The organism is Raoultibacter massiliensis, from assembly GCF_900199545.1.
Taxonomy (GTDB): domain Bacteria; phylum Actinomycetota; class Coriobacteriia; order Coriobacteriales; family Eggerthellaceae; genus Raoultibacter; species Raoultibacter massiliensis.
The window spans coordinates 889,718-913,859 of the sequence record NZ_LT962670.1 but is presented as its reverse complement, the minus strand read 5'-3'; the positions used below and the strand labels follow the sequence as shown (position 1 = coordinate 913,859).

At 58.7% G+C, this 24,142-nt stretch carries 26 protein-coding genes; 9 read left to right on the top strand and 17 right to left on the bottom strand.

Features of this window, described 5'->3' with window-relative positions:
• Window positions 1-27: 27 nt before the first annotated feature.
• The 3 genes from C1719_RS03820 (at window position 28) to C1719_RS03810 (ending at window position 2,229) form a co-directional block, all read left to right on the top strand.
• A complete protein-coding gene (locus tag C1719_RS03820; RefSeq protein ID WP_102373870.1) occupies window positions 28-498 on the top strand; it encodes a GyrI-like domain-containing protein in 471 nt (156 codons plus the stop codon).
• 30 nt (window positions 499-528) lie between these two features.
• Window positions 529-1,200 (top strand): GyrI-like domain-containing protein, encoded by a 672-nt coding sequence (locus tag C1719_RS03815; protein WP_102373869.1) that lies wholly within the window; start codon window positions 529-531, stop codon window positions 1,198-1,200.
• Between the two features lie 138 nt (window positions 1,201-1,338).
• Window positions 1,339-2,229, top strand: a complete 891-nt coding sequence (locus C1719_RS03810) for an SPL family radical SAM protein (protein WP_180963456.1) — start codon at window positions 1,339-1,341, stop codon at window positions 2,227-2,229.
• 60 nt (window positions 2,230-2,289) lie between these two features.
• Here C1719_RS03810 and C1719_RS03805 read toward each other — a convergent pair whose 3' ends face one another.
• Both C1719_RS03805 and C1719_RS03800 read right to left on the bottom strand, forming a co-directional pair.
• The gene (locus C1719_RS03805) at window positions 2,290-2,712 is read right to left on the bottom strand and encodes a pyridoxamine 5'-phosphate oxidase family protein (RefSeq protein ID WP_102373867.1); all 423 of its coding nucleotides are present in this window, start codon (window positions 2,710-2,712) and stop codon (window positions 2,290-2,292) included.
• Complete coding sequence (locus C1719_RS03800; protein WP_102373866.1) at window positions 2,709-3,038, bottom strand: TfoX/Sxy family protein; 330 nt, start codon at window positions 3,036-3,038, stop codon at window positions 2,709-2,711. Before C1719_RS03800 ends, C1719_RS03805 begins: the two co-directional genes overlap by 4 nt.
• A gap of 375 nt (window positions 3,039-3,413) precedes the next feature.
• On the opposite strand from C1719_RS03800, the gene C1719_RS03795 reads away from it, so the two are divergent.
• The 4 genes from C1719_RS03795 (at window position 3,414) to C1719_RS03780 (ending at window position 6,727) form a co-directional block, all read left to right on the top strand.
• Entirely contained in the window at window positions 3,414-4,193 is a 780-nt protein-coding gene (locus tag C1719_RS03795; RefSeq protein ID WP_102373865.1) for an SDR family oxidoreductase, read from the top strand.
• Between the two features lie 9 nt (window positions 4,194-4,202).
• Window positions 4,203-4,550 carry a hypothetical protein gene (locus C1719_RS03790; protein WP_102373864.1) on the top strand — a complete coding sequence of 116 codons (348 nt, stop codon included), beginning with the start codon at window positions 4,203-4,205 and terminating at the stop codon, window positions 4,548-4,550.
• 295 nt (window positions 4,551-4,845) lie between these two features.
• On the top strand, window positions 4,846-5,787 hold the full coding sequence (locus tag C1719_RS03785) for a BRO-N domain-containing protein (protein WP_102373863.1): 942 nt from the start codon (window positions 4,846-4,848) through the stop codon (window positions 5,785-5,787).
• A 55-nt stretch (window positions 5,788-5,842) separates the two neighbouring features.
• Entirely contained in the window at window positions 5,843-6,727 is an 885-nt protein-coding gene (locus C1719_RS03780; protein WP_102373862.1) for an SPL family radical SAM protein, read from the top strand.
• Between the two features lie 60 nt (window positions 6,728-6,787).
• On the opposite strand, the gene C1719_RS03775 is transcribed toward C1719_RS03780, so the two are convergent.
• Window positions 6,788-7,249 (bottom strand): YjdF family protein, encoded by a 462-nt coding sequence (locus tag C1719_RS03775; protein ID WP_102374005.1) that lies wholly within the window; start codon window positions 7,247-7,249, stop codon window positions 6,788-6,790.
• Between the two features lie 470 nt (window positions 7,250-7,719).
• On the bottom strand, window positions 7,720-8,511 hold the full coding sequence (locus tag C1719_RS03770) for an alpha/beta hydrolase (protein ID WP_180963455.1): 792 nt from the start codon (window positions 8,509-8,511) through the stop codon (window positions 7,720-7,722).
• 303 nt (window positions 8,512-8,814) lie between these two features.
• Between C1719_RS03770 and C1719_RS03765 the strand changes: the two genes are divergently transcribed.
• Window positions 8,815-10,206: a winged helix-turn-helix domain-containing protein gene (locus C1719_RS03765; RefSeq protein WP_102373860.1), complete on the top strand. Its 1,392-nt coding sequence runs from the start codon at window positions 8,815-8,817 to the stop codon at window positions 10,204-10,206.
• A 25-nt stretch (window positions 10,207-10,231) separates the two neighbouring features.
• Here C1719_RS03765 and C1719_RS03760 read toward each other — a convergent pair whose 3' ends face one another.
• The 11 genes from C1719_RS03760 to C1719_RS03710 all read right to left on the bottom strand — a co-directional run bounded on the left by C1719_RS03760 (window position 10,232) and on the right by C1719_RS03710 (window position 20,962).
• On the bottom strand, window positions 10,232-11,134 hold the full coding sequence (locus C1719_RS03760; protein WP_102373859.1) for a sensor histidine kinase: 903 nt from the start codon (window positions 11,132-11,134) through the stop codon (window positions 10,232-10,234).
• Between the two features lie 3 nt (window positions 11,135-11,137).
• On the bottom strand, window positions 11,138-12,022 hold the full coding sequence (locus tag C1719_RS03755) for an ABC-2 transporter permease (protein WP_146007835.1): 885 nt from the start codon (window positions 12,020-12,022) through the stop codon (window positions 11,138-11,140).
• On the bottom strand, window positions 12,015-12,923 hold the full coding sequence (locus C1719_RS03750; protein WP_102374004.1) for an ATP-binding cassette domain-containing protein: 909 nt from the start codon (window positions 12,921-12,923) through the stop codon (window positions 12,015-12,017). Before C1719_RS03750 ends, C1719_RS03755 begins: the two co-directional genes overlap by 8 nt.
• Before the next feature lie 134 nt (window positions 12,924-13,057).
• On the bottom strand, window positions 13,058-13,786 hold the full coding sequence (locus tag C1719_RS03745) for a response regulator transcription factor (RefSeq protein ID WP_102373857.1): 729 nt from the start codon (window positions 13,784-13,786) through the stop codon (window positions 13,058-13,060).
• A 34-nt stretch (window positions 13,787-13,820) separates the two neighbouring features.
• The gene (locus C1719_RS03740) at window positions 13,821-14,693 is read right to left on the bottom strand and encodes a deoxyribonuclease IV (RefSeq protein ID WP_102373856.1); all 873 of its coding nucleotides are present in this window, start codon (window positions 14,691-14,693) and stop codon (window positions 13,821-13,823) included.
• Window positions 14,694-14,803: 110 nt separating this feature from the next.
• Window positions 14,804-15,550 (bottom strand): energy-coupling factor transporter transmembrane component T family protein, encoded by a 747-nt coding sequence (locus C1719_RS03735; RefSeq protein WP_102373855.1) that lies wholly within the window; start codon window positions 15,548-15,550, stop codon window positions 14,804-14,806.
• Window positions 15,550-16,401, bottom strand: coding sequence for an energy-coupling factor ABC transporter ATP-binding protein (locus C1719_RS03730; RefSeq protein WP_219717783.1), 852 nt, complete (start codon window positions 16,399-16,401; stop codon window positions 15,550-15,552). The genes C1719_RS03735 and C1719_RS03730 overlap by 1 nt, the downstream gene beginning before the upstream one ends.
• Complete coding sequence (locus C1719_RS03725; protein WP_245874318.1) at window positions 16,398-17,258, bottom strand: energy-coupling factor ABC transporter ATP-binding protein; 861 nt, start codon at window positions 17,256-17,258, stop codon at window positions 16,398-16,400. Before C1719_RS03725 ends, C1719_RS03730 begins: the two co-directional genes overlap by 4 nt.
• Window positions 17,259-17,292: 34 nt before the next feature.
• On the bottom strand, window positions 17,293-17,913 hold the full coding sequence (locus C1719_RS03720) for a tryptophan transporter (protein ID WP_102373854.1): 621 nt from the start codon (window positions 17,911-17,913) through the stop codon (window positions 17,293-17,295).
• A 575-nt stretch (window positions 17,914-18,488) separates the two neighbouring features.
• On the bottom strand, window positions 18,489-18,959 hold the full coding sequence (locus C1719_RS03715; RefSeq protein ID WP_102373853.1) for a MarR family winged helix-turn-helix transcriptional regulator: 471 nt from the start codon (window positions 18,957-18,959) through the stop codon (window positions 18,489-18,491).
• Between the two features lie 329 nt (window positions 18,960-19,288).
• A complete protein-coding gene (locus C1719_RS03710) occupies window positions 19,289-20,962 on the bottom strand; it encodes a DNA repair protein RecN (RefSeq protein ID WP_102373852.1) in 1,674 nt (557 codons plus the stop codon).
• A gap of 228 nt (window positions 20,963-21,190) precedes the next feature.
• On the opposite strand from C1719_RS03710, the gene C1719_RS03705 reads away from it, so the two are divergent.
• Complete coding sequence (locus C1719_RS03705; protein WP_102373851.1) at window positions 21,191-21,592, top strand: YbaN family protein; 402 nt, start codon at window positions 21,191-21,193, stop codon at window positions 21,590-21,592.
• A 109-nt stretch (window positions 21,593-21,701) separates the two neighbouring features.
• Here the strand turns inward: C1719_RS03705 and C1719_RS03700 are convergent, their stop codons facing one another.
• On the bottom strand, window positions 21,702-22,610 hold the full coding sequence (locus C1719_RS03700; RefSeq protein WP_102373850.1) for a MerR family transcriptional regulator: 909 nt from the start codon (window positions 22,608-22,610) through the stop codon (window positions 21,702-21,704).
• A 281-nt stretch (window positions 22,611-22,891) separates the two neighbouring features.
• Window positions 22,892-23,833 (bottom strand): radical SAM protein, encoded by a 942-nt coding sequence (locus C1719_RS16320; protein ID WP_425439797.1) that lies wholly within the window; start codon window positions 23,831-23,833, stop codon window positions 22,892-22,894.
• Between the last annotated feature and the right edge of the window lie 309 nt (window positions 23,834-24,142).

Below are 24,142 nucleotides of genomic sequence, written 5' to 3'. Positions count from 1 at the left end.
AAGACAATCACAATCGAAAGGAAAAACATGGAATACACCATCGTCGAACTTCCCGAGCGCCGCATCGTCGGGCCGACCATCCGCACCTCCAACAGCGCCCCCGACTGCGCCGAAAAGATCGGCGGAGTGTGGCAATCGTTCATGAGCGACGGCATGGCCGAATCGGTGCCGAACGCTTCGGTCGAACCCTATGCATGCTATGGTTTGTATTACGATTACGACATGGCGGACGAGTCCTACGCCATGATGGTCGGATGCGAAAGCGCGCAGGGTGCGCTGCCCGAGGAAATGGAAGAGCTTGTGATCCCGGCGGGAACTTATGCTAAGTTCACCGTCCACGGCGATTGCGTCAACACGGTTATCAAAGCATGGGATGAAATCTGGGCCATGGAGGATCTGGCGGCAAAGCGAGCCTGGACTGTCGACTTCGAGGCGTACCCGCCCTCGGAGGACCAAAACGATACCGATATCGATCTCTACATAGCAATCAAGGCATAGTCGCCGACAAGACGAATCGAAAGGAATCCCATGGCAGAGGCGAAGTTCGACTTTAAAAAGGAGTACCGCGATCTGTACCTCCCAAAGACCAAACCCTCAATCGTCGACGTGCCGGCCATGGGGTTCATTATGGTCGCCGGCAAAGGCGATCCCAACGAGGGGGGCGGACAGTATCAGCGCGCCGTCGGTATCCTGTACGCCATCGCATTCACCATCAAGATGTCGAAGATGTCAGGCGACCAGCCCGAGGGATACTTCGACTACGTGGTTCCTCCGCTCGAAGGGCTGTGGTGGAACGAAGGCGCTCCTTTCGACGGCATCGCAGTGAAGGACAAAAGCGCGTTCTCCTGGATCGCGATGATAAGGCAACCCGAATTCGTCACCTCGGAGGTGTTCGAATGGGCCGTCGCGCAAGTCGCTCGGAAGAAACCGGAAATCGACCCCTCGCCCGCCCGATTCGAAATCTACGAAGAAGGGCTGTGCGCCCAGATAATGCACAAAGGCCCTTATGACGACGAACCCGCCTCCATCGCGCTGCTTGAACGGTTCGTCGAAGAGCAGGGTTTCGAAAACGAGATCTCGGATGCGCAGGAACCGTTCCCCGTTGCGCGGAGGCACCACGAGATCTACCTCGGCGACCCGCGCAAATCAAAGCCGGAGAACATGAGAACGGTACTTCGGCACCCCGTGCGCCGCGCTTGAGAAAAGCCGCGCGCAACTTCGCCATTCCGAATCCTCACGATGCCCACAGGTATGCGGATGCGCTTCGCTATACTATTTCGGTAATTACTTATGTACGCTGCGACGCAACGCAGCATCGACCGAAAAGGAGCGAAGTACATGGTTCGGATGATTCCCGCGAAAACCATCCTCCAGAGGTCTCGCTACGAGCCTTCCGAATGGTTCGGAATCGACTACATCATAAACCTGTACAGGGGCTGCCCCCATGGTTGCATCTATTGCGACAACCGCAGCAACTGCTACGGCATCAAGAATTTCAACGAGGTGCAGGCTAAGGAAGACACCGACATCCTGCTTGCCAAATCCCTTCATGCGAAGAGAGCGGCAGGGGTCATCAGCACCGGGGTCGTCTCCGATTGCTACAACCCCTGCGAAGAAGAGCTCGGGCTGACAAGGCGTGCGCTTGAAATCATCGCAGACTGCCGCTTCGGAGCCGACATCAACACGAAAAGCCCCCTTGTCACCCGCGACATCGACGTGCTCACGCGGGTTGCCCGGGCGCGCTCGGCAAACATACGGTTCACCATTACCACCGCAGACGACGATCTGGCACGAACGCTCGAGCCTTGCGCGCCCGCTCCGAGCGAACGCTTCGCAGCCATGAAGGAGGTGAGCAGCTGCGGGCTGTTCACGGGCGTCATGCTCACGCCTCTCATTCCCTTCGTCACCGATACGCGCGAAAACATCGAGGAGATCGTCGAGCTCGCCCACGAAAACGGCGCGCGGTTCATCTACACGCTCGGCGGCATCTCCATCCGCGATGGGCAGAAGGAATACTTCATGCGCAAGCTGAAAGCCATGTCCCCCAAACTCGCAAAGCGCTTCAGCAACACCTACGGGACGTCGTATTTCTGTTACAGCCTCGAACTGAACGACATCCTCGATCTGCTCAGAGCGCGTTGCGAAAAAGCCGGCATGCTCTACCGCATGGACGACATCATCAGGGCAAGCCAAAACCATGTCGAGCAAGAGCAGGCAAGCCTGTTTTAACGGGCGGAACGCGAAGAAAAAGCGCTGGCGGCGCGGTGGGTGCGAAAATCCGCCACAGCCCTACTCGGCGACGGCGAAATCTTCCGACGAGAAATCCCGATAGAAGCGGCCGCGCAGGGCGGTGAACCGAAGCACGCAGTAGTCGGGATCGGCGACCCCGAGAGGGTAGTAAAGCGTATCCCCCTCTTCCCAGATCATCTCTTTCGAGGAGGCATCTTCGAGGACCTCCATGGCTCCCTGAAGCATGACTCCCCGAAAGAACCGACGATCGACGAAGTACACGCACGCCTTGGGGTCGCGCCGATAATCGGCGACGCGCCGTGACGAGGTGTTGGTGGTGAAGTAGAACGTGCGGATGCCCTCCCGCTTGCGCGGGGGCAGCATGGCTTTGACGCCTGGAAACCCGTCTTCGCCAACCGAGCCGAGAAACGACGTGTTCTGGCTGTCTATCAGATTCCCGATGGTTTGCTCGACGTCCCTCATGGACGTGCCTTTCTCTTCCTCGGTTTCGGCTCGGGCAACTCGGCGCACGTGATGCGCACAAGCTGGGCGAGGAATTCCGCATCTTCGAGATCTTCGATCAAAAACGCCTCGCGAGCGCCTTCATAGGGTATACCGCGCGGACAATCGGGCATAAGCCGCTCTCCCCCCTCGGTGATTTTCACCAGAAAGCGATCGTCGCATACAAGCCCGAAGTACTTCCCCTCGCAGTAAATGCCGTACTCGCCGAACATTTTGCGTGCGTGGATATGCCCCGCAGACGCCAGCCGGTCGCACACGTAATCGACGAATTCTCGGCTTGATGCCATAACGCCTCCTTTATTCCGGCGACCTTCGCAAGCCGCGCCTTCGCAACGTGCGACCAGGCCGCAGGCTTTGCATGCAGCCGCCTGCGCGCCCTTCGGCAGCCGCCTGGGCCGCCCTCTCGCAACCAGCACCCGCACGGCCGGCTCCTCGGCAGCCGGCCGTGACGCCCTCGTTCGTTCGCGCCATACTACTATACGAACATTTGTTTGTCAATTAGAAACCGATACGGGAGAGCTTACCGACCCCCGACCAACACGGGCTGCTCGCCCGTCGTTAGCAGATCGAAAACAAAGCCTGCTCGCGGCCGTGGTATGATGCGCAGGCTTTTACGATGCATCCCATGGATGCGAACGGATCAACGAGATAAGGATTTGCCGATGGGTATCTACGTGATCACCGGAGCCAGCAGCGGCATCGGTGCTAAAACTGCTTCGATATTGAAGGAGCATGGACACGAAGTTGTGAACATCGACCTCAAGGGCGGCGATATCGACGCGAACCTCGCCTCCAAAGAAGGACGCGCAGCTGCGATAGCCGAGCTACACGAACGATATCCCGAGGGCATCGATGCGATCATATGCAACGCCGGCGTCTCAGCAGCCAACGGCAGCATTCCGCTCATCATCTCGCTCAACTACTTCGGGGCAACCGAAATGGCGATCGGCGTGCGCGACCTGCTTGAGAAGAAGGGCGGCAACTGCGTGGTCATCTCGTCCAACACCATCGCGCAGGGAGCTGCGCGCATGGACGTCGTCGGCATGCTCAACAACCAAGCCGACGAGGACCGCATCCTCGAGCTCGTCAAAAACTACGACCCCGCGAGCGCCCATGCATTCTACGCGGCCACGAAATATGCGCTTGCCCGCTGGGCCCGCCGCATGAGCGCCGATTGGGGCGCACGCGGCGTCCGGGTGAACGCCGTTGCGCCCGGCAACGTGCGCACCGCCATGACCGACCAGCTTACCGACGAGATGCTCGTTGCCGTGCGGGCGCTGCCCGTTCCCACCAACTACGGCGGCGATCCGCTTATGGATCCCGCCGAAATCGCAAACGCGATCGCCTTTCTGTCCTCGCCCGAAGCACGCGGCGTTAACGGCGTCGTGCTCTTCGTCGACGGCGGCACCGATGCGCTCTTGCATTCCGAGAAAGTCTACTAGGAGGCCCCGATGATCATTCAAGCTTTCGTCGAATCCATGCAGAACAAAGATCACAAGGCGCTCTCGGAGTGCTTCACCGAAACCTGTCGCCTGTTCGATTACTGCCCGCAGCTTATCGGCCTCGAGAACTTCTACACCTACGGAAAACGAGCGATCGACATGTTCTATCACAACCAGTTCGTCCTGAGCGGGTTTTCGATGCTCGATCCGCGCATCATCGACGAACGCACCGTCAATTTCTACGCCGACTACAACGGCGTTGTCGTCCATGCGGTTGCAACAATCGAGAACTGCAACGACGGCAGCTGCGCTCTCGATAACAGCCTCATCCAGGAAATGGTGATTCGTCCGGCGTAACGCGCAGCTCGCCGACGATTTACCCGGTACAGGCTGATCCCGCACAATCGGCGCAGAATCAGCCTGGAAGATTTGCATAGGGTCGGCTCGCCAGGCCGGCCTTTTATGCAATACGGCTGAAAAGTTCTCGAACCCCTCTTGTTATAAGAACGTTTGTTCGGTATAATCGACTCATCGAAGCGGACATGCCTTTCCGAATTCAGGCCGGCGCCCTACGCTGTTTTGGCATCCCATCCAGTCCGCCAATCCAAACCAATGCACTATCAAGGCTTTCGAAGGAAAGGATGGCGAAGCTATGCACCAAACCGAGGTCGATCGCGCACGCACCGTGCACCAAACCGAAGCAGAAAGAACGCTCCGCAACGAAATGCAGCTTTTCGAAGGTTGCGAAATCAGATTGCTCTGGAGCGCTGAAGATGAGGATTGGTATTTTTCCATCGTCGACGTCATCGCGGTTCTGACAGAAAGCAAAAACCCGCAAGCATATTGGAGAGTACTGAAGAAAAGGCTTTTCGACGAGGGAAATCAAACCGTTACAAATTGTAACGGTTTGAAGATGAAGGCCCCCGACGGCAAAATGCGCATTACCGACGTCGGCACAACCGAGCAGATTCTGCGGCTCGTGCAGATAATCCCCTCGCCCAAGGCGGAGCCTTTCAAGCTTTGGCTTGCCAAAGTAGGCAAAGAGCGCATCGATGAGACGTTCGATCCCGAACTCGCCATAGAAAGGGCGATCGGATACTACCGCCAAAAAGGCTATAACGAAGAGTGGATAAGCCAACGGCTTTGCCCCGCGCACGCACCAGGCACCCTTGCACGCGAAGAGGAAGTCCGTGGAGCGGCACGCGACTTCGAATACGCCATACTCACCAACGACATTTATCGCGCTTGGTCGGAAATGCCGGCACGCGAATACCGGAATTTCAAGGGCCTCACCAAGGAAAGCTTACGCGACAACACGGGCGATATGGAGCCCGCCCTCACAACGCTCGCAGAAACGACGGCTGCCGGAATCACCCGGTCAACTGATTCCGAAACGCGCCCCGCGCATCGCGAGGTCGCGAAGGCCGGCGGCGAGGTCGTCGGCATCGTGCGGAAAGCATCTGAGGAAAGGATCGGGCACCCGGCAATCACAGAGAAAACCGCTCCGAACTTCGGAAGGATTCTCTCCGAGGTCATCGAAGCACAGTCGCTCGAAAACAAGCCGTTCGAATTCTTTCCAAAACAGCGGAAGTGAAGCAGCAGGGCAAAGCGGACGCACCCTGTCCGCTTTGCCCTGCTATGATGGGCGCATGAAAACAATCAAAGCAAAATCGATCCTCCAGAAAGTCCGCTACGACAACGCGCAGTGGTTCGGCATCGATTACAACATGAACCTGTACAAAGGATGCTGCCACGGCTGCATCTACTGCGATAGCCGCAGCGATTGCTACCGCATCGATAAGTTCGATGAAGTGCGCGTCAAGTTCGACGCGCTCGCCATCCTCAATCGAGAGCTGCGCTCCCGACGAAACAAGGGTGTCGTGGGCATCGGCGCCATGTCCGATACATACAACCCGTTCGAGCGGGAGCTCGAGATAACACGCGGGGCGCTTCAGCTCATCGACCAATACGGATTCGGCGTATCGATTGACACGAAAGGATCGCTCGTCACGCGCGACATCGATGTGCTGCAGCGCATAAGCCAGCAACACTCGGCAATCGTCAAACTCACCGTCACGACAACCGACGACGCGCTTGCGAGCATCATCGAACCGGGCGCGCCATCTCCCTCGAGGCGGCTTGCCGCCCTACGCGAGCTAGCCGACGCCAACCTGTTCTGCGGCATCCTCTTCACACCCTTGCTGCCGCACATCACCGATGACGACGCTTCGATCGAATCGATAGTGGAGGCCGCGCATCAGGCAGGAGCGCGGTTCATATACAGCATGGGAGGCGTAACCATGAGGACGGGGCAGAAGGAATACTTCCTTGACCGCCTCAAGGCCGTCTCACCCAGCCTGCCCCAATGCTACCGTGAGGAATTCGGGGATCGCTACCTGTGCAACTCCCCGCGAAAGCGCGAAGCCCTTGCCCTGCTGCGGAAGCTCTGCAAGGAGGCAGGTCTGCTTTACCGCATGCCCGATATCATCGATGCATACAAGAAAAGAGAGCCGAATCAGATGGGACTGTTTTAACGCCGCTGCTCGCACGCGATCGAAGCCCGACGCCACTGCGCAAGCAAGCCAATGCAGCTCTCAGTGCCCGCGCTTCTTCTCTTTGCGCTTTTGCCGTCTGAACTCGTAGCGGCGCTCCTCAGCGAGAAGCCGCTCCTCTCGTCCTTGCTTCCTTCGATCGGATTTGCCCGCCTCGTATCCATCGCGTATGGCCTGTTGGGCTTTCGTGCTGACGCCGCGTCGCTCGATTTCGCGGTGTATCGTTCGCTGCATCCGCTTAGGATTGATTTTCGTTGGACGTTTTAACAGCTCCGTCTCCCTCGCTTCCCTGTCATCGGAAAGAGAGGGACGCATGTTCGCGCCGAATCCCAGCTTGCCCCATTGCTCGCACACAAATGCGAGAACGACCTCGTCAGTCGGCTCATGGGGTCCGAACACGATGCGGCGCGCCTCGTACGCGCCGCCGTCTTCATGTTCGCAAATTCCAACCCAAAATTGGCCGTCGTGAAGTATCGTCAATGTCGATGATGAATTGACCTGCATGAATCCTCCTATGTCGTTGTACCGCGCGAAGAAGGGACAACCAAGGAGGCAGGTTACTGACGGGTCGATCTGCTCGCCTGGTTCGAACTTGTTCATCGAAGGGCGGCGGCTTATCGACTCCGCATCCGGACTACCGGCCGGATCGTGTTTTTATCTTCGCAGTACTCAGTATAGCGCAGGTGCGGATAAAGGGCGAAAACCATTGACGGCTGCAACAGGCTAATCCATGCGGAAAAGATCCAACCGTCGCGCCGAGCCACGAGCCAGACGCATCGCACGCGCAGGCAATCCCCTGCGCGTGAAAAGGCGAATTTTGCCATATTTTCGATTTCGGCGTGCACGCAAGGGCGTGTCGGCAAGCACGGGCTGCATGCAATCCCAAGAGAGCCAACGTGCAGCATCAGCGTCGCATCGCAACGCAGTCGAGCGATCGCCGCGTCCACTTAGCCGGCATAACCCGCTTAGCCCGCCTAGCCCGCTATGCCCGCAAAGCTCACGATGGCGTCGGCGGTCTCTTCCCACTGGTCTTTCGGGGAGATCGCCGCTGCGCCGTCGCCCGCCTGCTCGCCGTAGTTGCCGAACTGCGCATGGTTGCCGCCGACGATAACTCCCTCTTCAAAATCGCTCGGCAGGTTTGAAAGCGCATCTTCGTAAGCATCGCGGTTGAGCACCTCGTCCTCGCTCCCGTAAAGCGAGAGCACCGACAGGCCGCTCTGAGAAAGATCGGCGGTTGAGTACGAGGCAAGCAGTACCACGCCGCTTAGCTCATCGACATGATCGGCAGCCCACCCCGATGCCACAACGCCCCCGAGCGAATGGCCCGCCACATACCATGTTTCGATATCCGGATACAGCTCAATCACACGTGACGCGGCGTTGGAGTCGAAGAATGCTATGTTGAACGGAACCTCGACGACGGCGCAGAACACCCCGCGCTCCGCAAGCTCCCGGGCGAGAGGCGCATAGGCGTCGTATGCGACCTTGGCACCCGGATAGACGATGACGCCCACCGATGCATCAGGGTTGCCGAAAGCGACGATCCCTTCGGATCGGTGCACCTCGAGATCGGTGGTCGATGCCAGGTAAACCTCGTTTCCCGAAGAGGCACGGTAGTAGTCGTTTACGTAAACGGCGAATCCCACGGCGCACACCAGCACGATCACCGCCAGCGCAACCGCCACCCACCGAGCTACGTGCCGTTTCTTTCCTGTCGCGCCATGAGGCTCGCTCGAACCAACCTGCGCTGCTCCCTGGTTTGCCATCTGCATCGGATCCTTGCCAATTCGTTTATCTTGCATTGCAAGATCTGAAGTATACGCCCGAAACGACCGTCATCGTCGCTTTTTCGCCTCCTGTTGCATTCCTGAAACCCCACAGCCCCCGGGAGATTGCCCAAAACACGGCAGCGCCCGTCGATCGGGTTCGCGCGCTCGACGGGTCTCCCCTCATGCCAATTAATGTTTATCGTTTTACTTATAGTTTGATACAATTAGCTCATCAGGGGATTTAACTGAACATCTGAGTACGTAAGAGCATATCGCGCCTCAGCCGGCGAAAGGACATCGATGGACGAAAAACCTATCACGAGAAAAACCATTCCCGATGAAGAGGCCATAGGAAAAGCGATCATCGAAGCCTTGAAGAGCGGTCGACCGCGATCAAGCTCCGCTGTTGAAAAAGAGGTAGCAACCGCCCTTGGGCTCAGCAGAGCCGAGAAGGCGTACAAGATCGGGCACAGCAGTACAGCGCTTTTTGAAAACCGCTTCAAGAAATCCCAATCTGAACTCTACGGACGGGGCCTGATCGACCGCCCCTCCCTTGGCAAGCTGAAGCTCACCGAGGCAGGACTCGCCTACCTTGAAGCCGCTGGCGAAAAAGAACGCCATGCCGAAGAGCCCGCCAAAAAGAAACCCGAATCCGCTTCCGACATCGGCCCATCAACCCCCTATCGCGTAGCGGACCGCGAACCGGCGAAAGGGAGGCAGGCCGCCGAAGCTTCCCCCGGCAACACGCCTTTTTCTTTCGTAGAGCTCCCGAAGGCGAATCGGCAGACGAGGAAAACGCCTCCAATGCTGCCGCTCGTCTTGGCCCTCGTCGCAATCGTCCTGTGCTGCATAAAGCCGCTCGCCCCCTTAGGGGTGCTCTGCGGCATTGCTTCGATAGCGTTGTTCCTCCTATCGAAAAACACTCAGATAGGCATCAAGGCCCCGAAAGCCTCGATAGCCCTGTCGGTGTTATCGCTCTTCCTCGGCGTTTCCGTTGCTTTCGGAGCGGGATCTCCGCCAGCTGCACCCGATTCCAGCAATCCGTCAACCACCGTAGCAGAATCCCCGCAACGCGCCGAGCAGAACGGGGCCGCCGAGAAGGAGGAAGCCGCCGTACTCTCCTTCTCCGTTTCTGCGAGCGAATGGGAATCGGGCAAAACGGTTCCCGTGCTCATAACGTGCACGGAAGGAGCGAGCAAGGGCTTATCCGAGCTCCATGACGCAAAACCGGGAAAAGTGTACGAACTCGACTTCCAAGATGGATCCTACACGTTTGCGATCGATGCGGCGGCCCTGTCCGACGACGCGACGATCTACGCATCCGATCCGGTCTCGTACGTATTCGATCTGAAGAAAAGCCATACGGTCAAGCTATCCCTGAAGAAAGACACCGAGGCGATGGCACGTATCCAGGCCGAAAAGGAGGCTGCGGAAAAACAAGCCGCGGAAGAAGCGGCTGCAGCGGAAGCAGCCGCCGAAGCGGAAGCCAAAGCTGCGGCGGAAGCCGAAGCGGCGGCCGCAGCCGCTGCGGCCAGCGCGCCCGACAACGGGGGCTACACCGTCTATATAACCGAAACGGGAGAAAAATACCACGCCGACGGATGCCGATATCTCAAGAAAAGCAAGATACCCATATCCAAATCGGATGCAATCGCCCGCGGATACGGGGCCTGCAGCAAGTGCAATCCTTAGCCATTCGGGCGTCGTTGAAACTCGCTTACCGCGTCCCGGTCGCCTCTTCGAACCCAATGGCAATCGTCAGCATGTCGCCGACAAGCTCGGCCTCGACTGACGCGCCCATCGCGTGGCAAAGCTGCGAGACGATGGCAAGGCCCAAGCCCCCGTTGCCATCCGAGCGCGAATCGCTTCCCTGATAGAACCGCTCGAACAATCGCGCCGGGTCGATCATCTCGGGTTGCGCAACGCGGTTCGAGAACGAAATCGTCGAAGCGCGTTGCTCGATCGTCGGCGCATCCGCCCCATAGCGCAACGCGTTTGCGGCGAGGTTGCGAAACACCCGGACGAGCGCTTCGCCGTCAGCCATCACAACGAACCGATCGCTCTCAAGCTCGATTCGCGGAGTCCATCCCTTTTCCTGGAACTGCGGATACAGCGCAAGAAGCGTTTCGGCCAAAACCGCATTCGCCTCGACCGGGCCGCGCTCGAGGCGGTAATCGGGATCCTGCACCTGCGCATACGCGAAGAGCTGATCGAGCAGCTTCGATGCATCGTCGATGCGCCGCCCGATCGCCGTAAGGTAGCGCCTCTGAACCGCTGGATCGGTTTCCGCCTCAAGCAGCTGCGCATATCCCTTCGCTCCCGCAAGGGGCGTTCTGATATCGTGCGAAAGATACGTCAGCCCCCTGCGCATCTCGCTTGCATGCTCTTCGGCAGCGGCGCGTTCTCCCTGATGGCGATCGAGCTGACGGTTGATCGCCTGTCCAAGCCGAACGAAACCGCGCGAGTGCATCGACACGGTGACTCTCGTGTTGCTCGACGAATCCCGCTGGCTCAGGTACCGAGCGAGTGCGCGCAGCTCTCGCTCGGAGCGAACGAGCTGCACGCAGAGCACGGCAACCGCAACAGCGAGGATGACAACGATCGCTACCAGGGATTCCATGATCTAGATATCCTTCTTCTTAAGGATGAGCAGGCTCAAAACCGCATAACCGGCCAAGAACACGAGGCACACTGCCGCAATGTGCACGCTGCTCAAGCCGCCATCGACGCCTATGCCGTATCCGAGCGAGCGCATGCAGCCGTACAGCGTGAAATCACCCAGATCCGCAACGCTCGGGAAGAGCGAAAGAACGGCTTCGACAAGGGCAACGACAAGACCGCTTCCGACGACGATGCCGATGGCGATGCCCGCGGCCATCTTGCGCGTCAACCAAACGAACAGGGCCGTGAGCATTCCCATACCCGACAGCACAAGCACCACCAGCGCAAACCACAGGGCCATATCCCCCGCGGGGGCGGCCTGCATTTCTATCCCGAAGACAGCCGCACCTGCAAGCGTCGCCCCCACGGTAACAAGCGTGAACACCACAGCGAGCAGCACCGTCTCGACAACCCGCGCAACAAGAAAGACCGTGCGGCTCGGGGAGGCGGTGAACACGTTCTTGCTGAACCCGTTCTCGAACTCGGCTGCGAAGAAGATGGCGATGAACACCACGAACAAACACGCCAGCCCTCCCCCGTTCATGAAGATGTTGCCGACAAGGGCCATGGGAGTAAGACCCGAAACCGCATACTGAGCCTGCGCGATGCTCTGACTGATCTCGTTCATATCGATCTGATCGCCGCCGGGCGTCGTTACGCCGAATCGAAAACCCGAACCCGATGCCACGTTGCCGGCATTCTGCATCGTCTCCATGAATTCGGGGGAGAGCATGTAATTGAGCGATCCCATGGCTACGATGCCGAGGACGACCAGAGAGCCGAGCAGTATCCACAACGATTTGCTGCGAACGGCACGGTAGAAATCCATTCTCAAGATATTAGCCACGGTACTCATCTCCCATCAAGCCAACGAAAAATTCTTCGAGATCGCGCCTGTGGGCATAGAGCCCCTGAACGGCGATTCCGGCATCGTTGAGCGCACTGCCGATAACGGCCGCATCGGCGATGCCGAAGACCCTGATGGAATTGTCGGGCATGACCTGGAACCGCGCCTGCGGGAAATGCTCTTGCAGCAAGGCGAGCGAACGCGTCGGGTCGGCCGCTGAAAGCTGCAAACAATCGCTGCATTCCTGATCGACCTCCGCCGCAGTGAGCTCGCGGACCATCCGCCCGTTGCGAATAACTCCGTAGCGCGTCGCCATGCGCCCGAGCTGCTCGAGCACGTGGGAGCTGATGACGACCGTGATGCCCCGCTCGCCGTTCAGGCGAACGATGAGCTCGCGGATTCCACGGGCGCCCTCGGGATCAAGCCCGTTGAGCGGCTCGTCGAGCAGCAGCAGGTCGGGATCGCCCAAAAGCGCGAGACCGAGCCCGAGGCGCTGCTTCATGCCCATCGAGAACTGCTTGGTCTTCTTCTTGCCGACGCCTCCGAGGCCGACGAACCCCAGCAGTTCGTCCACCTTGCGTTTCGGGTCGACAAGGCCCAGGCAGAGCGCCTTCAGCATCATGTTGTCGTAAGCCGTCATGCCGCCGTACAGGCCAGGCGCCTCGATAAGCACCCCCATGCGACGAATCGCCTCGCCGTCGGCGTCTTCGCCAAACAGCCTGATATCGCCTCCCGTCGGCTTCGACAATCCTGCCAGCATTTTCATGACCGTCGATTTGCCGGCGCCGTTGAGGCCGACGAATCCGTAGATATCGCCTTTTGCCACGTGCATATCGAAATGATCGACGGCACGTTTGCCGCCGTAGGATTTTTCGAGCCCGTAGGTTTCAATTACGTTCACAATCCGCTCCTTTCCATCGCTTTTCGTTTCGGTATGCATCCACGATACGAAAGGGGGTTTCAGCAATCGCCTTGAAACCGTTAAGAAAGATTAAAGATGGTTCGAATCGCTGCAAGCGGGATGAATCCATCGAGTCATTCCGCAAGCTTGAACCCGATGCCCCATACCGTTTCGATATACGAATCGGTTCCGGAGGGCTTCAATTTGCCGCGAATGTTACTGACATGCACGTTGATCGCCTTCTCCTCGATGAAGCATTCCTCGTTCCACGCCACCTCGAATAGCTCCTGCTTGGTGAACACTTTTTTCGGACGGCGGACGAGAGCTTCCACGATGTTGTATTCGATACGCGTAAGCTTTATCGGCTCGCCCGCAACCCTGAACGTGCGGGCGGAGGAATCGATGACCCAATCCTTGTATCTCAGCCGGCCGTCGCCCTCGGCTTTTTCCTGCGATCCCGAAATCGCCAAGCGTCCTTCCGCCCGCGCGGCGTGACGCAGCTGCACGGTAACGCGGGCGAGCAGCTCGTCGAGATCGAACGGCTTCACCAGGTAGTCATCGGCGCCGCAGCGCAAAAGCTCGGCCTTGCCCGCAGGCTCGCCAAGCGCCGAGACGACGATGACGGGAACATCGCCGTAACCGCGAATGAGCTCGACGAGCTTCTCGCCTCGGATGCCGGGAAGCATCAGATCGGTGATCACCAGATCGTACGCCAAACCGCTCCGCTGCGACGATTCGAGCAGCATGCGGGCTTCGCTTCCCGAATAAGCCTGCGTGCAGGCGCAGGCGTTGCGGCTCAGATGGGTGGCCATGACCTCGTTGATATCGGCGTCGTCTTCGATGATGAGTATATGCGCTGCCATGTATGCCTATCGGACGGTTTCGGATTCCATTGCTTCATTCTCTCACAAGATCGGACGCATCGGAACAGCCGGCTCGGTGCGTATACGCCGCCCGCAGCTGCGCGATCTCCTTGCCGTGTCCCTCAAGATCGTTGGGTGTTTCCAGAAAAAACGGCAGCTCGCACAACAACGGGTGGTTCATCACCGCAACGAGCGCGTCGAAGCCGATCTCGCCCGCCCCGATCGTAGCATGCCGATCTTTGCGGGAGCCGCAGGGGTTGAGCGAATCATTGAGATGGATGGCCCTCAGGCGATCGATGCCGACAACCCGGTCGAACTCATCGAGAACGCCGTCGAGATCGCCCGCGATGTCGTAGCCCGCATCCCATACATGGCAGGTGTCGAGGCATACGCCGAGCCGATCTGAAAGCTCCACGAGCCCCATGATAGCCGCAAGCTCCTCGAACCGACCGCCCACTTCGGTCCCCTTTCCCGACATCGTTTCAAGCAGCACGGTGGTCGTCTGACTGCTGTTGAGAACCTCGTTCAGCACGTTGGCGGTTTTCTCCACCCCGACATCCATCCCCTGCTTCACATGGCTGCCGGGATGGAAATTGTACATCTGATGAGGGGTGTTTTCCATGCGGGCCAAATCGTCTTTGAACGTCATGAGGGCGAACTCCCGCACGCGGTCGTCGGCGGCAGCGGGGTTGAGCGTATAGGGTGCATGCGCGAGGATCTGCACGATGCCCTGGCTTTCAGCATATGCGTAGAACGCCGCCACATCAGCGGCATCGATGGCCTTCGCCTTGCCCCCGCGCGGATTGCGCGTGAAGAACTGAAACGTGTTCGCGTCGATCGATACGGCGTCCTTCGCCATGGCAAGGTAGCCCTTCGAGCTCGACAGATGGCATCCGATAGTCAGCATGCGCACTCTCTTTCTTTTGCGATCGCAACCACTCTACCAAAGAGACGCGCACTTCGCACGTCCGCGACGAACCGCACGCAATCTGCTTCGCGTGCTCGCAGGGCGCGCCCCTACACCAGCACGGCGAGCGCGATAAGCGCTATGATGATCGCGAGCGCCCCGCCATCGATCAGACCGAACGGATAATCTTTGCTGCCCGACATCCTGTCGCGAAGGTAAAACCCGCGTACCTCGGCCGCCATCGCAGCTTGTTCCGTCCGCCCGACCGATGTGATGAGCAACGGAGCGCACAGGGGAAGTACGAGCCTGAGTTTTCTGACCGGGTTCTTCGTATCGAAATCCACGCCGCGCGCCGTTTGAGCCTCGATGATCGAAGACATCTCGTCGGTAAAAACAGGGATGAACTTGAGTGCAGTCGTAACCGTGAACGCGTACTTGTACGGCACATGCAGCACCTTCACAAGTGCGTTGGACAAATCGCTCATCTGCGTCAGGGCGAGCATGAGCGCAAGCGGCATGGTGGCATCGATCAGGCGTAAAACCACAAGCGCGGCGATGCGCAGCCCTTCGTCGGTCACGAAGAGGAACACCGGCGTTCCCGCACGGATGAACAGAACCTGCAGCACGAAAAGGAATGCGCAGATCTTCACCAAGCCGAACAGAAGCGAGAACGTCTTTCGCCGAATGCCGCCGACCAACCCGATGCACACGTTGAACGCCAAAAGGACGAGCAGGTACACGAAGCTATCGCTTAGAAACGCAGCGATGCACACGCCCAGCGCAAGTGCGATCTTCGCAACCGGGTTCAGCCTGTGCAACACCGATGAGCCTGCGGAGTAATCGAGCAATCCCGCCATTACGACACCTTCCTTCCCTCGAAACCAGCCGTCCGCAAAGCTTCGAGCATCGCAGACGACGTTGCAGCCCGATCGAACAGGCCGCCGAAGCGCGATGATGAAAGCCGCATAGAGAGCTCGATGATCTGCGGGGGCATAAGCGATGCCTCCCCCATGACGGCCCCGTCGCGAAACACCGCTTCGGGAGCTCCGTCGGCAACGAGTCGGCCGCCGCCCATGGCGATCACGCGATCGGCGAAGTCGAACACGAGTTCCATATCGTGCGATACCATGACGACGGTCGTTCCCGCGCCATTGAGCTTCTTGATGCGGTCCATGATATGCATGCACTCGCAGTAGTCGAGCCCCGTCGTGGGTTCGTCGAGGATGAGGACCTCGGGTTCGCACACCACGACCGAGGCGAGCGCAAGCAGCTGGCGTTCTCCTCGCGAAAGCATGAACGGCGCCGACTGGCCGTCGAACCCGAAATCCGACAGCACCTCGCCGACGCGTCGTTCGATTTCCTCCTCGGGCACGTCGCGCAAGCCCAATCCGAAGGCCAGCTCGTCGGATACCGTGTTCTGGCAAATCTGACGATCGGGGTCTTGGAAAAGCATGCCGACTTTGCGCGCGACGGCGCTTGTTTTAAGATCGGTCGTCGGCACGCCTTCAACCAGCACCGTTCCCGCAGTCGGCTTCAGAAGGCCGTTCATGAGCTTAGAGGTTGTGGTTTTTCCCGCGCCGTTGCTGCCGATCAAAGCGACGAATTCGCCTTTGCAAACCGAAAACGAGAGGTCCGACACAACCGCATTGCCGTCGGCCTGGGCCTCGTAGGCGTAGCTTACACCCTGGAATTCAAGCATCGTTTTCATGCGACGATCCCTTCGATCAGCGATTTCGCTTCCTCCACGTTAACCGCGAACCGATCGACCGCATAGCCCTCTTCATGAAGCAACAGCGAGAGCGTGGTCACGCGTGGGACGTTCACTCCGATGGCGAGCAGCTCGGCGGCATTGCGCAGCACCGAACGCGTCTCGCCGCAGTAGCGCACCGCCCCGTCGCTCAACACCGCAAGATGCCGAGTGAATTCGGCAAGCAGGCCGATCTTCTGCTCGACCACCACAACCGTGATCCCGCAGCTCTCGTTCAGTTCGCGCAAAAGCTCGAATATCTGGCGCGAGCTTGCGGGGTCGAGCGCACCCGTCGGCTCGTCGAGCAGCAGAACGCGCGGCTTGAGCGCCAGCACCGCGGCAACGGCAACCTTCTGCTTCTGTCCGCCCGAAAGAGACGAGATGGCGCGATGGCGCAAATCGGAAATCCCCACGCTCTCGAGCGCCTCTGCCATGCGCGGTTCTATCTCGGCCCGGGAAACGCCGAAGTTCTCGAGCCCGAACAGAATCTCGTCTTCCACCATCGACGCCACCATCTGCGCATCGATATCCTGGAACACCGTCGCCGCGATGCGCGATAGATCGGTAAGGCTCGTTTCGAACGTGTCGTTTCCGCCAAGCAGCACCGATCCGAAGAAATCGCCCTTGCAGTAATGGGGAATGATTCCGTTCATGCTGTAGATAAGCGTGGATTTCCCCGCTCCCGAAGGCCCGATTATCCCCAGAAAATCGCCTTCGCGTACCGTGAGGCCGACCGACGAGAGCGCCGGCCTGCTTGCGCCATCGTAAGTGAAGCTCACGTTCTGCACGTCGATTATGGGTTTCGACTCCGCGGTCATGTCGACTTCCTTCCGTCTCACTACCGAAACGCGCCTACGCGATGGCCTTTTTCGGCGCTTCCTTCTTGAGCACCTTGGCGAGCGGCACGTAGAGCGCCTGAACGATCACGCAGTTGATGAGCGCAGTGCACAGCACGATCGGCACGTATGCCACAAGGCTCGACGCATCGGCGCCCAGGAACAAGAACAGGCACACGGTGAATGCGCCTCCCGAAACGACGGTTGCCACGAAGGTGCTCACGATGGTCTGCAGGTTGGCGCGACCGATCTTCATCGGGATGCGAACGAGCGCCGCCATGGCAACCGCCCCGAGGAATTCAGAAATGAAGTTGATGTAGGGGGTGCCGGGAAGCAGCTGGCATACCGCGCCGGCTATCAAACCGATGATGGCGGCCTGTCCGAGGTTGGGCCTGACGAGCAGGATCGCAAGGCAGTACATCGCGATGATGAAGTTCGGCTTCATGCCGAAGAAGTTTACGAAGCTGCCCACGGTCATCTTGAGCACCGCGCCGGCCGCGAGCAGAACCGCTACGAGGATGAGCGCCGAAATGTCGAAGCCCTTCTTCTGCTCAACGTCGAGGCTGCGCTTGCGCACATCCTTCTCTTTGCCCGATGCCGCTTCAGGTGCAATCTCGCGTTTGATCTGATCTGCCATGTTCCTCAGTCCTTTCCTGCGGGTTCCTCCCGCGGTTTTCGTCCGTCCCCGGACTTCTGTTTCGGCCGGCACGAACTCGGATGAGGTTTTCGGCAATCAAACCAGGCGGCTCGCTCGACAAAATCGCACGCAGGACGTACGGCTTCATCGGCATGTGCGGTGCCGCAGCAACAAAAAAGACCTGTCCTTTGAGAAAAAGGACAGGTCTTGTACCTGCGGTGCCACCTTTTTTGACTCTGAAAAGAGCCCTCTCACGAAAATGCCAACACATTTTCTGCCCTTAACGCAGGCTCACGGTCCAGATACTCAGGCTGCGTACAGCCCTTTCCCCTTTCCCTCGGCGAACCATTTACCATCCAGCTTCCTACGGGAATCCCAGCTACGCCCGCTCTCTGTGAGTGCTCATGATGGCTTGACTCTCGCCTCATCGGTTTGAGGTATTCAATTGTGAGGGTACTATAGCACACGTTCACCCGATGCTGTCAACGTTTTTTATGCAGCGAAACACAGAGGGCACCCAGCGCATCCGAAACACGCGGGGTGCCCGTTGATCAGTTGATCAAGAAAAAGAGCCTTTAGAGGTCGAGGCCGTTGCAGATCATGGTATCGAGATTCTCGTTGAGTTTGTCCATGACCTTCGAAACGTTTGCAACTTCCTTGTCTCCGATGCCATCGAACAAGATCTCGAGGAACCTCTGCTCCTTCTCGTGATGCTTTTTGCAGAACTCATGGCCCTTCTTCGTGGCAGTCACGCGAATCTTACGCGCGTCGCTCGAGTCGGAAAGAAGCTTCACATAGCCTTTTTCCTGCAGTTTCAATGCCATTTGCTTGATGTTCTGGTGCGAGCTCCCCTCGCATTCGGCAAGCTGCCCGAGCGTCGGGGGCTCGTCGAACGTACCGATCGATGCGATGAGCGTACACTGGCGGCCGGTCAATTCGCGGAACGTCATCCGATCGATGGTTCCGAGCTTATTGCCGAAGCCGACAAGCATTCTCAGCATAAGGTAATCAGGGCTGTATTCGGATGCGTGGTCGCTATCTTTCATGATGCTCCTTCGGGTCTCTAATGGTAAGTCATTACGTCACTGATTGGTATCATAATACATGAAGCGACCTGCGACAAGAACTTTTTATCAGTTCATAACGTATATATAATCTTTTACCTTACATACTTCGGGAAATGTATGCTCGAAAACTCAGGTTTTGAGCAAATGCACAAGGAAAATCGAGTTCGGAAACCGAAGGCCGAGATGGCAGGACCGCACTGCCGCGACGGGCAAAGCTGCCCTCCTGCACAAAACAACCGCAACTGCCACCGCCGCCGAACGCGAGAAGGCGCAGCAAGGCGGGTTTTCGAACATCTGCTATTCAGGCGCTACCGGGCCGCGCGGGCGAGCATCTCGGCTGCGTGGGCAAGCGACGCTTCCGAAGCGTCGCCCGAAAGCATGCGGGCAACCTCGGCAATGCGCTCCTCGCCTTCCAGCAAAGCAAGCACGGTTTCGGGCGCAAAGGCGGCTTCCGTCGACTTCACCTCCTCCCCCTTGCCAGCCGAAGCGGGTTCCTCCCGCTTAGCTACCAGATAGTGCGTCTCGCCCACCACGGCAACCTGCGGCAGGTGGGTAACGACGATCACCTGATGGGTTCGGGCGAGATCGGAGAGCACCGAAGCCAAAGCGACGGCGGTCGCGCCGCCCACACCCGCATCGACCTCGTCGAACACAAGCGTCTCGACCTCGTCGGTTTCCCCCAGAACAACCTTGATGGCAAGCATGACGCGGCTCACCTCGCCCCCCGAAGCGATGCGGGCAAGCGGACGGGCGCTCAGGCCCTCGGCAGGCCTGAAGAGAAACTCGAACCGAGACGGCCCCGCCTTCGTCCACTGATCGCGCGCAAGCGGCTCGATGCTGCACTCTATGGATGCACCGCCCATTTCGAGCCGCGCCATCTGCCGAGACACCGCCTCGGCGAATCGCGGAGCCGCCTCGCGCCGTGCCGCGTCAAGCGCTTCGGCCGCCGATGCGAGCGCTTCTTCGGCTCGGTCCCGCTCCTTTCGAGCCACGCGGATGCACTCAGCAGAATCGTCGACGAGCGACACGAGATCGGCCGCCTCGCTGCGGCGCGCGATCACATCTTCGATACGGGGGCCGTAAGAGCGCATGATCCCCTGCAGAGCGCCCATACGATCTTGGTTTTCCGCCAGCGTCTCGGGATCGTATTCGATCGAATCGCGGTAGCGAAGCGCTTCGCGGGCAACGTCTTCGAGCACGTATGCGGCCTCCCTCAGGCTTTCAGCCTGAGCGCCGAACTGCTCATCGACGCCGCTCATGGAATCGAGCGCGGAAGCGGCGACGTTCACCGCATCGATCGCGCCCGACTCTCCCGCAAGCGCGGCATGCGCGGTATCGGCCGCGCGGGCAAGCGCCTCGGCGTGCTCGGCGCGGGCAAGCACGCCGACAAGCTCCTCGTATTCCCCCTCCATCGGGTCGACCTCGTCGATTCGCTTGAGCACGAACCGCGCCTCATCGAGCTTCGCCGATGAAGCTTGTCCCGCCTCTTCGATGCGGGCGAGCTCTTCTGCGGCGGCCTGAGCTGCCGCAAACGCCTCGCGATAGGCCGACAATGCGGGTTCGACCGTCTCGGACGCCCACGCATCGAGCATTCCCACATGGGTTTGCTGCTTGAGAAGTCGCTGGTGCTCGTGCTGGCCGCACAGATCAACCGTCGAACCGACCCGGGCGGCCAGCTCGCCCACGCTCGCCATCGCCCCGTTGATGGAAACGCGCGAGCGCCCATCCGATCCGACCTTGCGGGATACGACCACCCCATCGAGATCGCCGTCGCAGAACAGCCTGCCCTCGACGAGCAGAGACCCCGCATCCTCCCTCACATACGCCGCATCGGCCCGCTCGCCGCAGAGGAGCTTCAATGCCGAAAGCAAGGCGGTTTTGCCCGCACCGGTTTCGCCGGTCAGCACCGTCAGGCCTCGAGCGGGCACGAGATGGGCTTCCCGTATCAACGCGACGTTTTGCGCATGTATCTCGTCGATCATCGCACGACTCCTCTTCAGCTCCAAACAGCACCGCACCGAAATGCCGCACCGAAAACGACTTGGCCGCGCATACGGACTTCACCCGATCGCGCGACTGCCGATGTTTCCAGATATATGGGAGTTTAACAGGATGAAACCGTTCGCGGGGTTTCCCCGATGAGAATTCACGGGGCATTTGCTATACTCGATGTCCCGACAGACCCGCATAAGCCCCAACGAAAGGGACCTATGAAGCGATACCTTCTCCTCGTCTGCGCATGGATCGCCTGCATCGCCGGTTTCATCGGTGTATTCGTCCCCGTATTGCCGACGACGCCGTTTCTGCTGTTGGCAACGTTTCTGTTCGCGAAATCGTCGCCCCGCTGCCACGCCTGGATACAATCGACCGGCGTGTACCGAAAATACGTCGTGCCCTTCAAGGAAAACGGCGGCATACCCGCTTCGGTCAAAGTGCGCATCCTCGCCGTATCCTACGTGCTCATGGGCATCAGCGCCTTCCTTGTGCAGCGCTGGTACATTTGGCTCGTGCTCGGGCTCGTAGCCCTGTGGCTTCTGTACCTCATGTGCTTCAGGATTCCCACCACCTCGATCGAGCAGCTGAAATTATCCGATCAGGAAGAAGCGGAATAGAGCCGAAAGCGGCTCAGAAGCGATCATCGCCCGTTCGGCGAGGCGATCGGGACGGCAAGCGGAAAGCCGCTGGACCGGCGCGATCCGATCCAGCGGCCATCGAACTTGATTACGAGCAGTACACGGCAACGGCATCGCGAAGAAACTCCGCCGCGCCGGGCGCGATGGCCTCGTAGTACTTCTTGAAGCGATCGTCGGCAACGTACATTTCAGTGATTCCCCTATGGGCATCTTTGCTATACGTTCCATCCTTCCAGAACGCGCAGAGCCATTGCCGATGAAGCTCGGCGGCCCGCTGCGCATCGGCCCCCGCAGGATCGCTGGCCTCCATGCCCGCCAGCAACGCTTCCTTCATGGCCGTTTCGGTATCCTGCACGCTTTGGTACTGCGCTTCGGTCATGCCCATCAGCTTCGCGTTGCTCGCTTCCACCGCATCGTCTCCGTACGCCTCGCGGATTTCCTTGCCGTACTGCTTTTCGTTTTCCTCGACGAGTTTCGTCTTGAAACCCTCGAACTTCTCTCCATCTTCCATCTTCGTTATTCCTTTCTGAGCCGCAAGCGTCTTCTCGACGCTCGCGATAAGCGTGTTGGTTCTCTCGCGCTGCTCCACAAGGCGGACGAGGTGCTCTTCGAGCGCGCGCTCGGCATCGAACGCATCGCCATCGAGCACATGCCCGATTTCGGACAGGCTCATCCCGACCTCCCGGTACAGAAGGATCTGCTGCAACCGATCGACCTCGTCGGCTCCGTAGATGCGATAGTTGTTATCGGCACGTTTCGGGTTCAAAAGCCCGATCGCATCGTAGTGGTGCAGCGTTCGCACGCTCACCCCCGAAAGCTCGGCGAGTGCGTGAACCGAATAGCTCGTTTTCCGACCATCTTTCCGACTATCGGCTCGGCCCGTTGCGAAAGCATCGGGTTTCCCCGTTTCGCGCGTATCGCGCTTCGCCGCCCTCGGCGTATCGCCACGGCTCCAACCTCTTGGTTGCTCGCCGCGAGATCCAGATCGCTTCGCCATTGCAGCACCTCCTTCCACTATCAAACAGCGTGTTTGCAAGTAACGCGCCTGCAGGCTTTCGGCCACTCGCCCCTTGCATAACGCAGCATAAACTATAACGTTACGTGAGGGTCAAGAGGCTATTGGGAAGAAAATTGGCGCAAATGGCGAAGCCGAAAAGATACCCGAGAATGAGGTGATGCCTGGATTTGTTCTCGAAACCGCTTGTTCGTTACGCGAGGTCATGTAACAAGCTGATGCAAGATAGCCTGGACCAACGCAGGCGACACCGCCGCATCGGTCTATCTCAGGGCAAGCTCCCTCAAAACCGCCCGTCCGTCGCGCTGTTCCAAAACGTTATACGAAATAACAGCATGGATTCCCTCTTTGTCAAGCATTTGCTTGCAGTCGGGATGGCACTCGATAAAACCCGCAGCCTCATGTTCGATGCAGGCGGCATCGATTCCATCAAGCAAATATCGTGCCCGCAGAACCTCATCCCCGAAAATCTTACAGGTTTTAAGGAAAAAATCACCCTCATCGAAAATATAGGCGTCCGAAAGCCATGCGGATGCCGCGTTGAGAGAGAACATCTCAGCCCGATGCTTGTTTTCGAGCGAACAGTAGTGAACCCCCATGCCCAGATCGGATTCTTGCGCGAAATCCAGCAGCCGAAGACACTCGAGCTCGCTTCCTGCAACAGGAAGACCCCCGGCATAGTCGTACCGATAGAGCACATCGAAAGGAGGATTCGCTATCCGAAATCCCCGCTTGGCAAACTCGCCCCAATTCGCCAAGGGAAAGCAGAATTCCAACAGGTTGATCGAATCAACACCAAGCCCAGCAAGGGTTTCCATGAGATCTCGCATATATGGAAAGCTTCCGGGGAAGACGGGCATCTCAACCGCAACAAACGAGAGGTGCCGTTTTGCTTCGGCCACCCTGCTAAACAGGCGTTTCCCGATCTCAGAAGAATCCTCTTGCTTGAAGCTAAACCGTATCTCATCGAGTCCGCATGCACCGAAGCGTTCGAGGTCGCCGTCGGAAAGGAGGTCGCCACTCGTATACAAACGGAGCCATGCTCGGGGAAACCGTTCTCTTGCGTGCTCGAAAAACTCGAACGTCTCCTGCTTAAGCAGGAGAGGCTCACCGCCCGACAGTCCGACGTGATCGAGCTGAATACCGCGGACGCAAAGGTCGTCCATGTCGTCACGCCATGAACTTCCGAGGTCGGAAGCACCCATCGCCTCGGAGTTCAAGCAGAAAAAGCATTTCCGATGGCATTGTGTAGTCAGCTCGAATGTCTTGCTCCTCAAAGCGGTTACGCAATCACGGCACGCAGGAGAAATGCACCCTCTCCTCAAACTCGCCCCCCGGTACCAGCCTTCGATTCCGCTTTCCATCAGTCGACTGCGCAACCGGGCGATCTCATCCGCATCCTCAAAGCGATCCGCAAAGAGAATCCCCCTTGCTTCGAGCTGCCTGATGAAATCATCGTACGCCTCATCGTAAAACCGTAGCCGGGCTGCAAGCTCAGGCGGAGTGAACGCGCC

What these genes read in the sequence shown, in the direction of transcription:
- C1719_RS03820 (WP_102373870.1), top strand. Translation starts at nt 28, where the DNA reads ATGGAATACACCATCGTCGAACTTCCCGAGCGCCGCATCGTCGGGCCG.
- C1719_RS03815 (WP_102373869.1), top strand. Translation starts at nt 529, where the DNA reads ATGGCAGAGGCGAAGTTCGACTTTAAAAAGGAGTACCGCGATCTGTAC.
- C1719_RS03810 (WP_180963456.1), top strand. Translation starts at nt 1,339, where the DNA reads ATGGTTCGGATGATTCCCGCGAAAACCATCCTCCAGAGGTCTCGCTAC.
- C1719_RS03805 (WP_102373867.1), bottom strand. Translation starts at nt 2,712, where the DNA reads ATGAGGGACGTCGAGCAAACCATCGGGAATCTGATAGACAGCCAGAAC.
- C1719_RS03800 (WP_102373866.1), bottom strand. Translation starts at nt 3,038, where the DNA reads ATGGCATCAAGCCGAGAATTCGTCGATTACGTGTGCGACCGGCTGGCG.
- C1719_RS03795 (WP_102373865.1), top strand. Translation starts at nt 3,414, where the DNA reads ATGGGTATCTACGTGATCACCGGAGCCAGCAGCGGCATCGGTGCTAAA.
- C1719_RS03790 (WP_102373864.1), top strand. Translation starts at nt 4,203, where the DNA reads ATGATCATTCAAGCTTTCGTCGAATCCATGCAGAACAAAGATCACAAG.
- C1719_RS03785 (WP_102373863.1), top strand. Translation starts at nt 4,846, where the DNA reads ATGCACCAAACCGAGGTCGATCGCGCACGCACCGTGCACCAAACCGAA.
- C1719_RS03780 (WP_102373862.1), top strand. Translation starts at nt 5,843, where the DNA reads ATGAAAACAATCAAAGCAAAATCGATCCTCCAGAAAGTCCGCTACGAC.
- C1719_RS03775 (WP_102374005.1), bottom strand. Translation starts at nt 7,249, where the DNA reads ATGCAGGTCAATTCATCATCGACATTGACGATACTTCACGACGGCCAA.
- C1719_RS03770 (WP_180963455.1), bottom strand. Translation starts at nt 8,511, where the DNA reads ATGGCAAACCAGGGAGCAGCGCAGGTTGGTTCGAGCGAGCCTCATGGC.
- C1719_RS03765 (WP_102373860.1), top strand. Translation starts at nt 8,815, where the DNA reads ATGGACGAAAAACCTATCACGAGAAAAACCATTCCCGATGAAGAGGCC.
- C1719_RS03760 (WP_102373859.1), bottom strand. Translation starts at nt 11,134, where the DNA reads ATGGAATCCCTGGTAGCGATCGTTGTCATCCTCGCTGTTGCGGTTGCC.
- C1719_RS03745 (WP_102373857.1), bottom strand. Translation starts at nt 13,786, where the DNA reads ATGGCAGCGCATATACTCATCATCGAAGACGACGCCGATATCAACGAG.
- C1719_RS03740 (WP_102373856.1), bottom strand. Translation starts at nt 14,693, where the DNA reads ATGCTGACTATCGGATGCCATCTGTCGAGCTCGAAGGGCTACCTTGCC.
- C1719_RS03735 (WP_102373855.1), bottom strand. Translation starts at nt 15,550, where the DNA reads ATGGCGGGATTGCTCGATTACTCCGCAGGCTCATCGGTGTTGCACAGG.
- C1719_RS03730 (WP_219717783.1), bottom strand. Translation starts at nt 16,401, where the DNA reads ATGAAAACGATGCTTGAATTCCAGGGTGTAAGCTACGCCTACGAGGCC.
- C1719_RS03725 (WP_245874318.1), bottom strand. Translation starts at nt 17,258, where the DNA reads ATGACCGCGGAGTCGAAACCCATAATCGACGTGCAGAACGTGAGCTTC.
- C1719_RS03720 (WP_102373854.1), bottom strand. Translation starts at nt 17,913, where the DNA reads ATGGCAGATCAGATCAAACGCGAGATTGCACCTGAAGCGGCATCGGGC.
- C1719_RS03715 (WP_102373853.1), bottom strand. Translation starts at nt 18,959, where the DNA reads ATGAAAGATAGCGACCACGCATCCGAATACAGCCCTGATTACCTTATG.
- C1719_RS03710 (WP_102373852.1), bottom strand. Translation starts at nt 20,962, where the DNA reads ATGATCGACGAGATACATGCGCAAAACGTCGCGTTGATACGGGAAGCC.
- C1719_RS03705 (WP_102373851.1), top strand. Translation starts at nt 21,191, where the DNA reads ATGAAGCGATACCTTCTCCTCGTCTGCGCATGGATCGCCTGCATCGCC.
- C1719_RS03700 (WP_102373850.1), bottom strand. Translation starts at nt 22,610, where the DNA reads ATGGCGAAGCGATCTGGATCTCGCGGCGAGCAACCAAGAGGTTGGAGC.
- C1719_RS16320 (WP_425439797.1), bottom strand. Translation starts at nt 23,833, where the DNA reads ATGGGTGCTTCCGACCTCGGAAGTTCATGGCGTGACGACATGGACGAC.